Genomic DNA, 14,048 nt, shown 5'->3' with positions numbered 1-14,048 from the left:
GGTCGCCGCTTGGTGCGCAGCTCATAAGGAAGAAATCGAACTCTTCTTCCTTCCCTCATATTCGCAGGAACTGAACCCGGATGAGTTCCTGAATCGTCAGCTCAAAACGAATTTGCGGCTGAAAGGGCCGAAGAGTCACGATGAAACGCTCGAGCACGCAAAGGAGATAACTTCCACCTTCAAAAGTGAGAAGACCCCTATCCGTGCCTGTTTTACGAATGAGAGTACCCTCTATGCACAGGCGGCCTGACCCTAAAACGGCTATAGCACCATTTGTCAACTAAATCGACGTTTTGTTAATATCCGCGCACCCAACAGCCGACACTTAGCTCTCATTACATTTGAATGACGTGCATTCACGTACCGTCATGAAACCTTAATCAAAACGTCACTTCCTGTTCAATTCACTTTTACATACTGCTTCTCGTGCTTCAGGGAGACCGAGAGTTCTCCGGCACACCGAATTTCAGATTCATTGTTTTTGTAAGAGAAGTGAAATGACGAACAAGATGGCTGCCGTTTTCGGCGCTCTGGCTGGTTTTGCCGTGATGGGCAATGTCTACGCTGCCGATACCGTGACGGTTAACGGCTCCACGACGGTTCTGCCGGCGATGCAGCTCGTGGCGGAAGGCTTCATGAAGGCCAATCCCGGCGTCACCGTGACGATCTCGGGCACGGGTTCCGGCAACGGCATCAAGGCCCTTCGCGACGGCATGACGGACGTTGCGATGTCTTCGCGCGATCTGAAGGCCAAGGAAGCGCAGGACTTCGAGTCGCACTCGAAGAAGGTGACGCGCTACACGGTTGCGCACGACGCCATCATCCCGGTCGTGAATCCGAAGAACGGCGTCAAGGGCCTCACGATGGCTCAGTTGAAAGACATCTTCGCCGGCAAGGTGAAGTCCTGGGATGAAGTGGGCGGCGCCAAGGCTCCGATCGTTGTGGTCGGCCGCGACTCCTCCTCGGGCACCTTTGAATGCTTCCAGGAACTCGTGATGGGGAAGACCCGCGTTTCTCCGCGCGCTCTGATTCAGGCTTCTAACGGCGGCGTCGTGCAGGCGGTTTCTCAGAACCCCAATGCGATCGGCTACATTGGCGTGGGCTACATGGATAAGGAAACCCATGCGCTCGAAGTCAACAACGTCAAGCCCGGCATGCAGTCCGCCAAGGACAAGACCTGGCCGATCGCCCGCGATCTCTATCTCTTCACTGCGGGCGACGTGAAGGCGAGCGCTGCGAACCTCATCAAGTTTATGCTCTCGGCTGAAGGCCAGAAGGATGTTCAGAAGGCGGGCTTTGTTCCCGTTGATCTGAAGTAATCGATTCCAGAACAAACTGGAGCAGTCGGAATGGCCGCAATGCCCGCAAAACTCAGGGCGGATCAGACCTTCCGGCGGTGCCTCGCGATGGCGGCCGGCGTAAGCGTGCTTGCGCTCGCCGCCATTGTTTTATTTCTGCTCAGCCAGGCGCTGCCGATCTTCTCTCAGGTCTCGCTCAAGGACTTTCTTTTTTCAACCGAGTGGTATCCGACCGATGATCCCCCGGTCTTCGGGATCGGCGCCCTGATCTTGGGGTCGCTTGCCTGCGCGGCGCTCACCACCGTGATCGCCGTTCCGACCGGGGTGCTCACGGCCTGCGCCATCCACGCCGGGATGCCCGACGGCATGAAGCGGGTCGTGAAGCCCATGATCGAACTTATGGCGGCGCTTCCATCCGTCGTGATCGGCTTCATCGGCATGATCATTCTGGCGCCCTGGCTTCAGAACACCTTCGGTCTGGCCACGGGCCTTAACCTCACGAACGCGTCGATCATGCTCGCCTTCATGTGCGTGCCGACGATCGCGTCGATTTCCGAGGATGCGCTTCGGAACGTTCCGGGCGGCATCCGCGAAGCGAGCCTCGCGCTCGGCGCCACGCGCTGGGAAACGCTCGTCAAAGTGGAGCTTCGCTGGGCGATGGGCGGCATTGCAACGGCCGTCATGCTCGGCATCTCTCGCGTCATCGGCGAAACGATGGTGGTGCTGATGGTGGCGGGCGGCGCCGCGATTATTCCGGAATCGATCTTCGATCCCGTGCGCCCCATGACCTCGTCGATTGCCGCGGAAATGGCTGAAGCCGCCGTGGGCGACGCCCACTATCACGCGCTCTATGCGACGGGTCTCGTGCTTTTCCTCATCACGTTCGTCTTCAATCTCTGCGCCTGGTATGCGGCGCGCCGCTTCGGGCTGGAGAAAAACAAATGAAATCGGCAGTGCTTCGCCGCTTTGCTGAAGCCTCTGGCTTCACGATCATGCGCCTTGCGGTCGTGATTGACATCGCGGCGCTCTTAGGCATCATCGGCCTCATCATCGTCAACGCCTGGACCGCGCTCTCGTGGGAGTTCCTCACCGAACCTCCGCGCGACCTCATGACGAAGGGCGGGATTCTGCCCTGCATTCTCGGCACCTTCTGCCTCGCGGTGGGCGCTCTAGTGATTGCGCTCCCGCTCGGCGCTGCGAGCGCGGTCTACCTTCATGAGTACAGCCGCCCCTCGGCCTGGGTCACGATGACAAGGCTTTCGATCGCGAACCTCGCGGGCGTTCCCTCCATCGTCTTCGGTCTCTTCGGCCTCACCTTCTTCGTGGTCTTCTGCGGCTTCGGCGTGAGCCTCCTCTCCGGCATCCTCACGCTCGCGGTTCTCTCGCTTCCGATCATCATCAATACGACGGAAGCGGCCCTTTCGCAGGTGCCCCAGGACTGGCGCGAGGCGAGCCTTGCGTTGGGCGCCTCGAGAAGAGAGACGACCCTCAAGGTGGTGCTTCCCAATGCGCTCCCGGGCATCCTCACGGGCGCCATTCTGGGTCTCGCGCGCGCCGCGGGCGAAACCGCCGCGATCATGTACACGGGCAGCGTCTTCTTTACGCCGAAGGACGGGGTCTCCCCCTTCGAGCCCGTCATGGCGCTTCCCTACCACATCTACGTGCTCGCGACTTCGGGCACCAACATTGAGGCGACGCGTCCGATTCAGTACGGCACCGCCCTTGTTCTTCTCGTTCTCGTGCTTCTCATGAGTTCCGCGGCGATCTGGATCCGCGAACGCTGCCGCCGCTGATCGCGGGCAGTTTGCCAGGGAAGCAGAGGAATGACTCAAACCCAACATAAGAGAAACACGAAATGCCCATGATTCATCCCGATCATCTCAACGAGCCGGCAGAAAAGGAAATGCCGCCCGCGAAGATCGACATTCAGAATCTCAACGTGTACTACGGGAACTTCCACGCCCTCAAGAACGTGTCGATGAAGATTCCCGAAGGGTGCGTCACCGCCTTCATCGGCCCCTCGGGGTGCGGGAAGTCGACGCTCCTGAGGTCCTTGAACCGCATGCAGGATCTGTATCCGGAGCAGCGCGCTGAAGGGTCGATCAAGCTTTCCGGCATGGAGGTGCTCGACCCCTCGATCGACGTGACGGCGCTCCGCTCGCGCGTCGGCATGGTCTTCCAGCGCCCGACGCCTTTTCCGATGTCGATCTTCGACAACATCGCCTACGGCGTGAGGCTGCGCGAAAAGCTCTCAAAAGCGGAGCTGACGGAACGCGTCGAATGGGCGCTCAAAAAGGCCGCGCTCTGGGACGACGTGAAGGCAAAACTCAATGAACCCGGCACCTCCCTCTCGGGCGGCCAGCAGCAGCGTCTCTGCATCGCACGAGGCATTGCCGTGAAGCCCGAGGTGCTGCTTCTTGACGAACCCTGCTCGGCGCTCGACCCGATTTCAACGGCGAAGATTGAAGACCTCATCAATGAACTGAAGAAGGACTACACGGTCGTGATCGTCACGCACAGCATGCAGCAGGCGGCTCGCGTTTCGGACTACACGGCCTTCATGTATCTGGGCGAACTCATCGAATTCGGAAATACGCAGAAGATCTTCACGCGCCCTGAAAAGAAGGCGACGGAAGACTACATCACCGGCAGATTCGGCTAAAGGCGGAAGGGAAAAAAGAAAATGGCGATGACCGAAAAAGAACACATTGTGAAGGCGTTCGACGCGGAATTGAAGAGCCTTCTCTCCAACATGCTCGACATGGCGGGGGCCGTGCGCGGGCAGCTCGCAGCGCTTTCTACTGCGCTCGCAGGCTTGAACCGCGAGGAAGCCGAGAAGGTGGTCGAGCGCGATGCTCTCATCAATCTCTGGGAAAAGGAGCTCGACGCCTTCATGGAGTCCCTGATCTCCAAGCGCCAGCCGCAGGCCGTGGATCTGAGGCTTCTGCTCGGCTGCTGGAGAATGACGAACGACTTCGAGCGCATGGGCGACGAGGTGAGGAATGCCGCCAAGGGCATCTGCCGCCTCGCCAACCCGGCAGTGGGACAGGCCGGAGAAGCGCTCACGGAACTCGTGTCCGTTTTGGAGCGCTTGAAGGGCATGGCCGACAAGATGAATGCGGCGCTTCTCAGCATGGACGCGAAGGCCGCGCGCCATCTGGTGGAGGAGCGCGACCTTGTTTCCGAGCAGGTGCACGATGCTTTGACCGCCACCGTCTCCCGCATGAAGATGAATGCCGTTACGCTCGATGACGGACTCGAATTCATCCGCATCAACCGCGCGCTCGAACGCGTTGCCGCGCACATGCAGAATATCGGCGAGGCGATTATCTTTATTGTTGAAGGGCTCGACATCCGCCACGAAAAGATCGCGCATGAGGAAGATTCCGATGACGACGATGAGGCGGACTGAAGCGCGTCCTGACGCAATTTCCTTTCCGATTCATTGCAATATTCCATGACCGCACCGCTCCTCCTGATTGTTGAGGATGAAGCCGCCATTCGCGAGCTTGTTGCCTTTGTCTGCGAAGCCGAGGGGTTCCGCACCGCACGCGCGGGAAGCGTCGCCGAGGCGAAGGAGGCTTTCCGCAGGGAACGCCCCGACCTTGTGCTCCTTGACCGGATGCTTCCCGACCGCTCGGGGCTGGATTGGCTCAAGGACCTCCGGTCCTCTTCCGACACGGCCGGACTCCCCGTGATTCTTCTCACCGCCCGGGGCGACGAGGCCGACCGGGTGGCGGGGCTTGACGCCGGTGCGGACGACTATGTCGTGAAGCCCTTCCTTCCGCGGGAGCTCACCGCGCGCGTGCGGGCGGTGCTCCGCAGAAAGGGCGGCTCGGGCGCGCCCGTGAACGCCGCTCCTGCCGAAGAGCACGAACACGTCATCGTCTGCGGACCGCTCTCGATGAACGAAACGCGCTTTGAGGCTTCGGCGGACGGGGTGCCCCTGAAGCTCTCGGCGAAGGAATTCAAGCTCCTTTCGCTTTTTGCGTCGAAGCCCGGACGCGTCTTTTCGCGTCAGAATCTGCTCGACGCCGTATGGCCGAGCGCCTTCGTGGACGAGCGCACGGTGGACGTCCATATGCTGCGCCTCAGAAAAGCGCTTGCCGGCACGGCTGCCGAGGATCTCATCGAAACGGTGCGCGGCGTCGGCTACCGCTGCCGCGACGTCTGAGTCTCTTTGGAAAAGAGAGGTTCAATCATGACGGGACGCGACGATGCGGGGGACGTCTTTCCGACCCTTGCCGACGGACTTTCCGCGCAGGCGGCAGTTAATACCGAAAAGAAGGTCAGAAGAGGAGAGCATCTGCGGCGGCGCGGCATCGTGCTCGCCGCTGCCTTCCTTCTCATTTCGATCATCGCCGTATTTCTCAATGCGCGCTTTGAATCGAACGCCGTGACGATCGTCTGGGCGGGTTCGGTGATTCTGATTTTTCTTCTTGCGGCCCGCCTCTGGCAGTCGCTGCTCAAAGAGGACGAAAAGAAGGATAAGCGCATCCGCGACCGCGACCAGCGCTATCGGCAGACCCTCGCGCTTCTCCCGGAGGGCGTCACGATTCTCGGCGAAAACTGGCGGCTCGAGTGGGTCAACAAAAGCGCGATGGAGCATTTCAGCCTCCGCCCGGAGGCGCTCGGCGCAAGCTTCTTCGACGCGGTGACGGATGAGGACTTCCGCCGGTGGCTCCTTGCCCGGAATTATTCCCGCCACTATGCGCTTCAGGACCATGCCGGGAGGGAGCTCGAGGTTGCGGTGGTTGCGCCCGATCTTCGCCACATGATGATCGTCACGCACGACGTGACCGAGCGCCGGCGCGTCGACGACATGCGGCGCGACTTTGTCGCGAACGTCAGTCACGAACTGAGAACGCCCCTTACGGTGATCAGCGGCTTCCTCAACATGGAAGTCGATGCCGGGAAGATTCCGCCTGAAATGCTCGAGCGCCATCGGCAGCTCATGCTCGAGCAGGCGACCCGCATGCGTTCGCTCCTCGATGACCTCCTCCTTCTCTCGAGCCTTGAAAACCGGGATGAGTCCGATGACGCCGACGCCGAGGTGATCGCCATGCCGAAGCTTCTTGAGGACGTCGTGCGGGAAGGGAAGGCCCTTTCTCTCGGGCGCCACCACATTACGCTCGAGACCGAGGACATTTCGCTCATCGGCGACGCGGACGAAATCCGGAGCGCCGCCATGAATCTCGTCTCCAACGCCGTTCGCTATACGCCCGAGGGCGGTTCGATTGCCGTCTCCTGGAAGCGCTCCGGAATGGGGGCTGCCTTGTCTGTGAAGGACACCGGGATCGGCATTGAGGCGAAGCACATTCCGCGCCTCACGGAACGCTTCTACCGCGTCGACAAGGGGCGCTCGCGCGACACGGGGGGCACGGGGCTCGGGCTCGCCATCGTGAAGCACGTCCTGAGACGAAACGGCGGAGAGCTCCAGATTGAATCAACGCCGGGGAAAGGATCGACCTTCACGATGATGTTCCCCGAATCGAGAATCTTCTCGGAAGACTTCTGAATCTCCCCCAAACTGTAAGCAAATTCGATCGGAGGGGAGGCGCGCGCGGGGAGCGTCAGCTGAGCGGGATAAAATCCGTAAATCCCAAAGGACTTCAGAACGGATTTTTTTCTTCCCCATGCACATTCTCGTATCGAACGACGACGGCTACCGGGCGCCTGGCATTGCGGCGCTCGCAAAAGCCATGCGCCGCTTCGGGCGCGTCACGATCGTCGCCCCCGACCACAACCATTCCGGGGCCTCGAATTCCCTTACGCTCAACCGTCCGCTCACGGTCGAGCACATGCCGGGCGACGACCTCTACGTTGTCTCCGGGACGCCGTCGGACTGCGTGCATGTTGCGCTCACGGGCCTTCTCGACGAAAAGCCCGATCTCGTGGTCTCGGGCATCAACTGCGGCGCCAATATGGGCGACGATACGATGTATTCGGGCACGGTCGCAGCCGCAATCGAAGGCTACCTCTTCGGCATTCCGTCGATTGCCTTCTCGCAGATCGACAAGGGCTGGGCGGAGCTTGAGTCCGCAGCTGAGGTCGCGGGCGTCGTTGTGGAGAAGTTCCTCCCGCAGATCAGGGAGAAGCGCGAAGCCGTGCTTCTCAACGTCAATATGCCCAACATGCCGCGCGAGGCGCTCCAGGGCATCCGGGCGACGAGGCTCGGGCGGCGGTCGTCGGCCGAATCGGTGATCCGCGAGATGAGTCCGCGGGGCTTTCCGATTTATTGGCTGGGCGCCGCAGGGAAACCCGCCGACGCCGCTGAAGGGACGGACTTCTGGGCGACTTCGCATGGGTTTGTTTCCGTGACGCCCTTGCAGACCGATCTCACCAACCACCGGCAGGTGGGAGAAGCCGCCCGCTGGTTCGATTCGGATTCGCTTGGCGGGAATCGCTGAAGTCCCGGAACGCTTATTTCCAAAGAAGATTTTTAAGATGCGCGTTTTATCTCGTTCACGTACCGGTTTCATCCTCAGCGCCGCGGCGCTCGTGCTCGCGGGCTGCTCCTCGCTCCCGCCCGGCGAGGTGCCGATCGTCAACAGAAATGTGGCTTCCGGCAGCAGCACGGCGCTCGATTCCCCGATGAAGCTCGGCGGCGTCTCCGACTCGGGCGCAACGCACACGGTGGCGCCGGGCGACACGATCTACAACATTTCCCAGCGCTACGGCGTCAATGCCTCCGACCTCATGCAGATGAACGCCATCACGGATCCGACGACGCTGCGCCTCGGGCAGGTGCTCCGCCTCCCGCGCGCAACAAGAGCGCCCGTGACGACGGCGAGCTCGGCGGTGAAGATTCATCGCCTCGAGGCTCAGGCGCCGATTGAAACCTCAACCGTCATTGCCCCGGCCGAAACGTCTTCCAGCGAACCGGTGATCAAGGCGGCGGAAGAAAAGACGCCTGAAGCAAAGCCCGCGGTCGAGGAAGCAAAGACGCCCGAAAAAAAGGAAGCGCCGGCCGTCATTCCCGGCACGCGCTTTCTCTGGCCCGCGCGCGGTCCGATCCTTTCCGACTATGCGAAGAACGGCAAGGGCCTTGACATTGGCGGGACGGCGGGTTCCGTCGTCGTGGCGGCAGGCGCCGGCCAGATCCTCTTCGTTGGGGGCGGCGTCAAGGGCTACGGCAACCTCGTGATCGTGAAGCATACGCCCACCCTTGTGACCGCCTACGGCCACAATTCCAAAGTGGTCGTGAAGCCGGGCGACCAGGTGAAGGCCGGACAGAAGATTGCGGAAATGGGAAGCACCGACGCCGACCGCGTGATGCTTCGCTTTGAGGTCCGCGACAAGGGCCAGCCCGTCGATCCGATGAAATACCTCCCGCCGGCACGCCAATAAGCCGCGCTTTGCGCTAAATTTCCGCCCGACCCCGCTCGGGCGCAGGCGCCCCGTCAATGAGGCCTTCAGGGCCTCTTGCCGGGCGCTTTTCTTTTCCCGATCCCCCCGAATTTCCAGATACCAGATAATCCAGAAGAGACCAAAATGGGCCGCAGATCTAAACCGAAGGAGCGCACTCCCGAATACTTCACCGTCGACGTCGAGCGCCTTGATCAGGAAGGGCGCGGCATTGCGCACGTGGACGGCAAGGTGGTCTTCATCCAGGGGGCGCTTCCCGGAGAACGCGTTACCTACGAGCGGCTGCGCTCGAAGACGAGCTTCGACATCGGCCGCGTTACGGAAATCCATAAGGAAAGCGTGCTGCGCGTGACGCCCCGCTGCTCCAATTTCGGCATCGGCCCGGGTTCCTGCGGCGGCTGCACGATGCAGCACATCGAGCCCTCGGCCCAGGTGGCCTTCAAGGAGCGCATTCTTCTCGACACTCTCTGGCGCATCGGCAAGGTGAAGCCCGAGGAAGTGCTCATGCCGATTTACGGGCCCTACTGGGGCTACCGCCATCGCGCGCGCCTCACGGTGCGAAACGTCCTCAAGAAGGGCGGCGTTCTCGTGGGCTTTCATGAGAAGAGCTCCTCCTATGTGGCAGACATGCACGAGTGCCCGGTGCTTACGCCCAATGTCTCGGCGCTTCTCGATCCCCTTCGCGCGCTGATTGAGAATCTCGACATGCGCGACCGCATGCCGCAGGTTGAGGTTGCGGTCGGCGGCGACGGCAGAACAGCGCTTGTCTTCCGCACGCTCGACCCCGTGACGCCCGAGGATCACGAGAAGCTTCTCGCCTTCGGGCGCGAGAAGAATCTCGACATCTGGCTTCAGCCCAAGGGCCCGGAAACGGCGCATGCGGCGCTCCCTGAGAACGAGACGAAGCTCGGGCTCGAGCTCTCCGAATTCAATGTCCGCATCACCTTCAAGCCCACGGACTTTACGCAGGTGAACCACGCCTTGAATGAAACCATGGTGTCGCGCGCCGTGAGGCTCCTCGAGCTCACGCCCGACATGAAGGTGGCGGACTTCTTCTGCGGCCTCGGAAACTTCACGCTCCCGATCGCGAGGCGCGCGAAGCGCGTGATCGGCATTGAAGGGTCTGAGGGCTTGGTCGCCCGGGCGCGCCAGGGTGCGGCCGACAACGGGCTCGTCGCCAAAACGGTCTTTCGTGCGCGAAACCTCTTTACCTGGTGCGAAGCCGACTGGGAGGAGCTCCAGAAGACCCTGGGCGGCATCGACCGCGTCCTCATCGACCCGCCGCGCGAGGGCGCTCTTGCGCTCGCGCGCGTTCTCGCCAAGACCGACAAGCGCCCCGGCCGCGTGGTCTACGTATCCTGCAACCCGGCGACGCTCGCGCGCGACTGCGCGGTGCTTCACCACGAGGGCGGCTGGAAGATCCGGGCCGCCGGCATCATGAACATGTTCCCGCACACGGGCCACGTCGAATCGATTGCGGTGCTCGAACCCGGCGAACGGCCGGTTGAAAAGTCTGATGAGGCGGAAGCCATTGAACGCCGCATCGCGGCCGAGGGCGACGACAACGTGAAGATGCACCTCTCTGAAGAGAATTGATGCGCACTTCCCTCTGACGGCTTTTCGCCGTCAAAAGGGCAAAGAGGACAAAGAAAAGGCCGGCAGATCCGCTTGGAGGGATGCCGGCCTTTTCTTCAGAGCGTCTGAAAAGAACGCTCTTTTCCCTGAGGATCAGGACTTCTTCTTCGAAGCGCGTTCGTAGGAGAGCGGTTCCGCCTTGCAGGCGTTGGAGAGCTTCGTGAAGAGGGAATAGGCGGCGCCGATTTCTTCCGAGAGCCTGCGGGTGTGTTCGAGCGAGGTTTCGGCCGGGCTCTTTCCCGAGAGCGCCGAAAGGAATGCGCGGGCAAAGGCATCCTTCGAGGCCTCGGGCGAGGCGCCGAGGCGCATGAAGCGCTGCCTCAGGAGCGTGTAGTCGCGCACTTCTGCTTCGGAGAGCGCCTCGAGGAGGGGCGACTTCAGGATGGCGTCCGTATAGGCCTGCATCTGGGAGGAAACTTTTCGGGAGAGCTTCTCTTCGGCAGCGAGCTCAGGGATCGCCGTGAGCGCCGCCCAGAGGCCCACGCCCTGAAGGAGCGCCGCCCAGCGGGCGCGAAAGCGCGTTTTCTCCGCGCGCCCGAAGAAGGGAATCGGATTCCAGGGGACGCCCGCCGCACGGGCAATGTCGCTCGAAAAAAGCGTTACGGACTGATCGCGCACGCAGCCGCCTATGGCAGTGCCGAGGTTGTCGGCAAAGACCTTGTCTACGGTGAGTTTGTCGCCCATCTGATTCTTTTCCTCTTTTGGTTTGCTTTTCTTTGTTGTTTTCTGGGCGCTTCGGCGGCATTCTCGCGGCTGCCATAACGCCCTAATTCGGTGCGGAAGTTTAGCTGAGTCGGGAAAAATCAAATATGAGGCACTTGTCTTATGCGGTTTTTCGATTTCGAGATTAACCTTGCAAGAATTTTGAAGATTCCGGCAGCGTCTTTGCTCTGCCGGGAAGAAACCGGCCCGAAAGCACCCCGATGAGGACATTGATGGAGCATTCTGAAGACATCCGCCGCAGGCTCGAGAAAACGGACGAGGCGCTCGCGCGCCTTCTCGCCGAACGCCTGGAGCTTGCCTGCGAGCTCGGGCGCGAAGCGGCCGAGGAAGCGCGTCAGGTTCACGGGGCAGCCGGGGAGGCGGGTCTCCCGCCCGGGCTTTTCGAGGAGATTCTCGGGCGGCTTGCAAGGGAGGCGGCAAAGCGCGGGAAGGCTGAGAACTTTCCCTCCTCGATCCCGCAGCCGAAGCCCGTCGTCATCGTGGGCGGCTCGGGCGGCATGGGCCGGCAGCTTAAAAGCCATTTTGAGCGTTCAGGCTGGCCCGTGCGGATCCTCGAGCGCGGCGACTGGGACCGCGCGGACGAAATTCTCTCCGGCGCAGGCACCGTGATCGTTTCGGTGCCGATCGACGTGACGGTTCCCGTGATCCGGCAGCTCGCCGGGCGGATCCCCGCCGACGCGCTCCTTTGCGACGTCACCTCCGTCAAGACCGAGCCCGTTCACGCGATGCTCGCCGCTCATCCCGGTCCCGTTGCGGGTCTTCACCCGATGTTTGGTCCCGATGTCGCGGGCTTCACGGGGCAGGTCTTCGTGTTTGCGCCCGGGCGCGATGATGCGGCGGCCGAACCCCTTCTCGAGCAGATCCGCATCTGGGGCGCCCGGGTGGTTGAGGTATCGGCCGAAGAGCATGACCGCGCGATGTCGATCATTCAGGCGCTGAGGCACTTCACGACCTATGCCTACGGGACTTTTCTCGCGAAGATTCATCCCGACATCCGGCAGATTCTCGAACTCTCCTCGCCCATCTACCGGCTTGAGCTCGAGATGGTCGGGCGCCTCTTCGCGCAGGATCCGCATCTCTACGCCGACATCATTCTCGCGAGCCCGAGAAATGCGGAGCTCATTCGCCAGTACGTGGAAAACCTCTGGCCGGAACTCCTCGTCATTGCCGGGCGCGACCGGGAGGAATTCATCCGCCGCTTCATGGCGGCGCGCGCCTATTTCGGCGACTATGCGGGTCAGTTCATGAGGGAGAGCGGCCGGATGCTCAATTTGATTCAGGCCGAGCGCGCGCGGAAATAGATCTTCGCAATTGATATTGCGGGGAAGAAAAAGTATCGGCAAAACCACGTGATAGAATCGCATGCCTGATGAAATGGGCCCTCTCCCGCCTGAGGACGGAAGGGCTTCTGTTCTTTTTGTTCCAGCGCGGAAAGGAAGCGCCCGTCATCTTCCCCCAACACCAATTTCCTACCAGAAGAGAAAAAAAATGGCTATTGAGCGCACTCTCTCCATCATCAAGCCGGACGCCGTTGCTAAGAACGTGATCGGCAAGATCTACTCCCGCTTTGAATCGAACGGCCTCAAGATCGTCGCCGCCCAGATGCGCCAGCTCTCCCAGGCTGAAGCCGAAGGCTTCTACGCCGTTCACCGCGAACGTCCCTTCTTCAAGGATCTCGTCTCCTTCATGACCTCCGGCCCCGTCATGATCCAGGTCCTCGAAGGCGAAGGCGCCATCCTCAAGAACCGTGAGCTCATGGGCGCCACGGACCCGAAGAAGGCCGCCCCCGGCACCATCCGCGCCGACTTTGCTGAAAGCATCGACGCCAACGCCGTTCACGGCTCCGACGCTCCGGAAACGGCTGCCGTCGAAATCGCCTACTTCTTCCCGACGCTCGCGATTCACAGCCGCTAATGTCTGACGAGACGCCCGTTAAGCAACCTTCGGGCGACATCCGCGAGGAGTCGCCGAAGGTCAATCTGCTTGATTTCGACGCGGACGGTCTCAAGGCATGGTGCGCGGAAATCGGCGAAAAGCCCTTCCGCGCACGCCAGCTCACCCGCTGGATTCATCGCCACCTCGCAGACAACTTCGAGGATATGACCGATCTCGCGAAGACCTTCCGCGCGAAGCTCATACGCCTCGCGGAGGTTCGCTCGCCCCAGCCGATTCATGAAAAGAAGTCGGCCGACGGCACGCGCAAGTGGCTTTTCGACGTCGGCAGCGGCAACGCTGTCGAGTCTGTCTTTATTCCCGAGGATGACCGCGGGACGCTCTGCATTTCCTCGCAGGCCGGATGCGCCATGGGGTGCCTCTTCTGCTCGACCGGAAAACAGGGCTTCAACCGCAACCTCACCACATCGGAAATCGTGGGTCAGCTCTGGTGGGCTGAGCGCGAGCTGCGCCGCGACCGCGGCATCACCGATCCCAACGACCGCGTGATCAGCAATGTGGTGCTCATGGGCATGGGCGAACCCCTGCAGAATCTTGAGAACGTCATCCGCGCGCTGAAAATATTCCTTGACGACGACGGCTACGGGCTTTCGCGCCGCCGCGTCACCGTGTCCACCTCGGGGCTCGTGCGCCAGATGGACAAGCTCGCCGAAGCCGCCCCGGTGGCGCTTGCGGTGAGTCTGCATGCCGCGACGGACGAACTTCGCGACAAGCTGATGCCCGTCAACCGGAAGCACCCGCTCGCCGATCTGATGGCCGCCTGCCGGCGGTACCTGAAGGTGGCGCCGCGCGACTTCATCACGTTCGAATACGTGATGTTGGGCGGCATCAACGACAGCCTCCGCGAGGCCGACGAGCTCGTGAAGCTCGTGCGCCGCGAGGAAGTGCCCTGCAAATTCAATCTGATCCCCTTCAATCCCTTCCCGCAGTCCGACCTTGAGAAGCCCGACCGCGAACGCGTGCTTGCGTTCTGCCGGCGCCTCAATGAGGCGGGCTATGTGACGACGATCCGCAAGACGCGCGGCGACGACATCGACGCGGCCTGCGGGCAGCTCGCGGGCGAGGTGCGCG

15 protein-coding genes are annotated in these 14,048 nt (G+C 61.5%); 14 read left to right on the top strand and 1 reads right to left on the bottom strand.

Features of this window, described 5'->3' with window-relative positions; genetic code table 11:
- From GBM95_RS13180 to rlmD, 11 genes are all read left to right on the top strand, one after another.
- Window positions 1–250: transposase (locus GBM95_RS13180; protein WP_404817500.1), on the top strand; the 250-nt coding region annotated here is incomplete at its 5' end.
- 247 nt (window positions 251–497) lie between these two features.
- Window positions 498–1,319 (top strand): phosphate ABC transporter substrate-binding protein, encoded by an 822-nt coding sequence (locus GBM95_RS08610; protein ID WP_139687967.1) that lies wholly within the window; start codon window positions 498–500, stop codon window positions 1,317–1,319.
- A gap of 30 nt (window positions 1,320–1,349) precedes the next feature.
- Complete coding sequence (pstC, locus tag GBM95_RS08605; protein WP_226963242.1) at window positions 1,350–2,243, top strand: phosphate ABC transporter permease subunit PstC; 894 nt, start codon at window positions 1,350–1,352, stop codon at window positions 2,241–2,243.
- Window positions 2,240–3,091 carry a phosphate ABC transporter permease PstA gene (gene pstA, locus GBM95_RS08600; RefSeq protein WP_152158723.1) on the top strand — a complete coding sequence of 284 codons (852 nt, stop codon included), beginning with the start codon at window positions 2,240–2,242 and terminating at the stop codon, window positions 3,089–3,091. The genes pstC and pstA overlap by 4 nt, the downstream gene beginning before the upstream one ends.
- A gap of 62 nt (window positions 3,092–3,153) precedes the next feature.
- Window positions 3,154–3,960, top strand: a complete 807-nt coding sequence (gene pstB, locus GBM95_RS08595; RefSeq protein ID WP_152158722.1) for a phosphate ABC transporter ATP-binding protein PstB — start codon at window positions 3,154–3,156, stop codon at window positions 3,958–3,960.
- A 27-nt stretch (window positions 3,961–3,987) separates the two neighbouring features.
- Window positions 3,988–4,710: a phosphate signaling complex protein PhoU gene (gene phoU / locus GBM95_RS08590; protein WP_152158721.1), complete on the top strand. Its 723-nt coding sequence runs from the start codon at window positions 3,988–3,990 to the stop codon at window positions 4,708–4,710.
- Window positions 4,711–4,755: 45 nt separating this feature from the next.
- On the top strand, window positions 4,756–5,472 hold the full coding sequence (locus GBM95_RS08585) for a response regulator (RefSeq protein WP_152158720.1): 717 nt from the start codon (window positions 4,756–4,758) through the stop codon (window positions 5,470–5,472).
- Window positions 5,473–5,499: 27 nt separating this feature from the next.
- Window positions 5,500–6,816 (top strand): phosphate regulon sensor histidine kinase PhoR, encoded by a 1,317-nt coding sequence (gene phoR / locus GBM95_RS08580; protein ID WP_152158719.1) that lies wholly within the window; start codon window positions 5,500–5,502, stop codon window positions 6,814–6,816.
- A 118-nt stretch (window positions 6,817–6,934) separates the two neighbouring features.
- The gene (gene surE, locus GBM95_RS08575) at window positions 6,935–7,708 is read left to right on the top strand and encodes a 5'/3'-nucleotidase SurE (protein ID WP_152158718.1); all 774 of its coding nucleotides are present in this window, start codon (window positions 6,935–6,937) and stop codon (window positions 7,706–7,708) included.
- A 37-nt stretch (window positions 7,709–7,745) separates the two neighbouring features.
- Complete coding sequence (locus tag GBM95_RS08570; RefSeq protein WP_152158717.1) at window positions 7,746–8,648, top strand: peptidoglycan DD-metalloendopeptidase family protein; 903 nt, start codon at window positions 7,746–7,748, stop codon at window positions 8,646–8,648.
- Window positions 8,649–8,792: 144 nt separating this feature from the next.
- Window positions 8,793–10,262, top strand: coding sequence for a 23S rRNA (uracil(1939)-C(5))-methyltransferase RlmD (rlmD, locus tag GBM95_RS08565; protein ID WP_152158716.1), 1,470 nt, complete (start codon window positions 8,793–8,795; stop codon window positions 10,260–10,262).
- Between the two features lie 132 nt (window positions 10,263–10,394).
- Here rlmD and GBM95_RS08560 read toward each other — a convergent pair whose 3' ends face one another.
- Window positions 10,395–10,985, bottom strand: coding sequence for a hypothetical protein (locus tag GBM95_RS08560; protein WP_152158715.1), 591 nt, complete (start codon window positions 10,983–10,985; stop codon window positions 10,395–10,397).
- Window positions 10,986–11,236: 251 nt separating this feature from the next.
- Here GBM95_RS08560 and tyrA point away from each other — a divergent pair, with 251 nt between their 5' ends.
- The 3 genes from tyrA to rlmN form a co-directional block, all read left to right on the top strand.
- Window positions 11,237–12,325 carry a bifunctional chorismate mutase/prephenate dehydrogenase gene (gene tyrA / locus GBM95_RS08555; protein ID WP_152158714.1) on the top strand — a complete coding sequence of 363 codons (1,089 nt, stop codon included), beginning with the start codon at window positions 11,237–11,239 and terminating at the stop codon, window positions 12,323–12,325.
- Between the two features lie 187 nt (window positions 12,326–12,512).
- Window positions 12,513–12,938 (top strand): nucleoside-diphosphate kinase, encoded by a 426-nt coding sequence (gene ndk / locus GBM95_RS08550; RefSeq protein ID WP_152158713.1) that lies wholly within the window; start codon window positions 12,513–12,515, stop codon window positions 12,936–12,938.
- Window positions 12,938–14,048, top strand: a 1,111-nt coding sequence (rlmN, locus tag GBM95_RS08545; RefSeq protein WP_152158712.1) for a 23S rRNA (adenine(2503)-C(2))-methyltransferase RlmN, incomplete at its 3' end; no start/stop codon positions are given. The genes ndk and rlmN, both read left to right, overlap by 1 nt.

The sequence above is a fragment of the Sutterella seckii genome, assembly GCF_009183815.1.
GTDB lineage: Bacteria > Pseudomonadota > Gammaproteobacteria > Burkholderiales > Burkholderiaceae_F > Sutterella > Sutterella seckii.
This window is presented reverse-complemented; position numbering and strand designations above follow the sequence as displayed.

Bases quoted from the DNA above. Each gene is read 5' to 3' on its own strand.
- pstB (WP_152158722.1), top strand. From the start codon at position 3,154: ATGCCCATGATTCATCCCGATCATCTCAACGAGCCGGCAGAAAAGGAA.
- surE (WP_152158718.1), top strand. From the start codon at position 6,935: ATGCACATTCTCGTATCGAACGACGACGGCTACCGGGCGCCTGGCATT.
- phoU (WP_152158721.1), top strand. From the start codon at position 3,988: ATGACCGAAAAAGAACACATTGTGAAGGCGTTCGACGCGGAATTGAAG.
- ndk (WP_152158713.1), top strand. From the start codon at position 12,513: ATGGCTATTGAGCGCACTCTCTCCATCATCAAGCCGGACGCCGTTGCT.
- GBM95_RS08570 (WP_152158717.1), top strand. From the start codon at position 7,746: ATGCGCGTTTTATCTCGTTCACGTACCGGTTTCATCCTCAGCGCCGCG.
- phoR (WP_152158719.1), top strand. From the start codon at position 5,500: ATGACGGGACGCGACGATGCGGGGGACGTCTTTCCGACCCTTGCCGAC.
- GBM95_RS08585 (WP_152158720.1), top strand. From the start codon at position 4,756: ATGACCGCACCGCTCCTCCTGATTGTTGAGGATGAAGCCGCCATTCGC.
- GBM95_RS08560 (WP_152158715.1), bottom strand. From the start codon at position 10,985: ATGGGCGACAAACTCACCGTAGACAAGGTCTTTGCCGACAACCTCGGC.
- pstA (WP_152158723.1), top strand. From the start codon at position 2,240: ATGAAATCGGCAGTGCTTCGCCGCTTTGCTGAAGCCTCTGGCTTCACG.
- rlmD (WP_152158716.1), top strand. From the start codon at position 8,793: ATGGGCCGCAGATCTAAACCGAAGGAGCGCACTCCCGAATACTTCACC.
- GBM95_RS08610 (WP_139687967.1), top strand. From the start codon at position 498: ATGACGAACAAGATGGCTGCCGTTTTCGGCGCTCTGGCTGGTTTTGCC.
- tyrA (WP_152158714.1), top strand. From the start codon at position 11,237: ATGGAGCATTCTGAAGACATCCGCCGCAGGCTCGAGAAAACGGACGAG.
- pstC (WP_226963242.1), top strand. From the start codon at position 1,350: ATGGCCGCAATGCCCGCAAAACTCAGGGCGGATCAGACCTTCCGGCGG.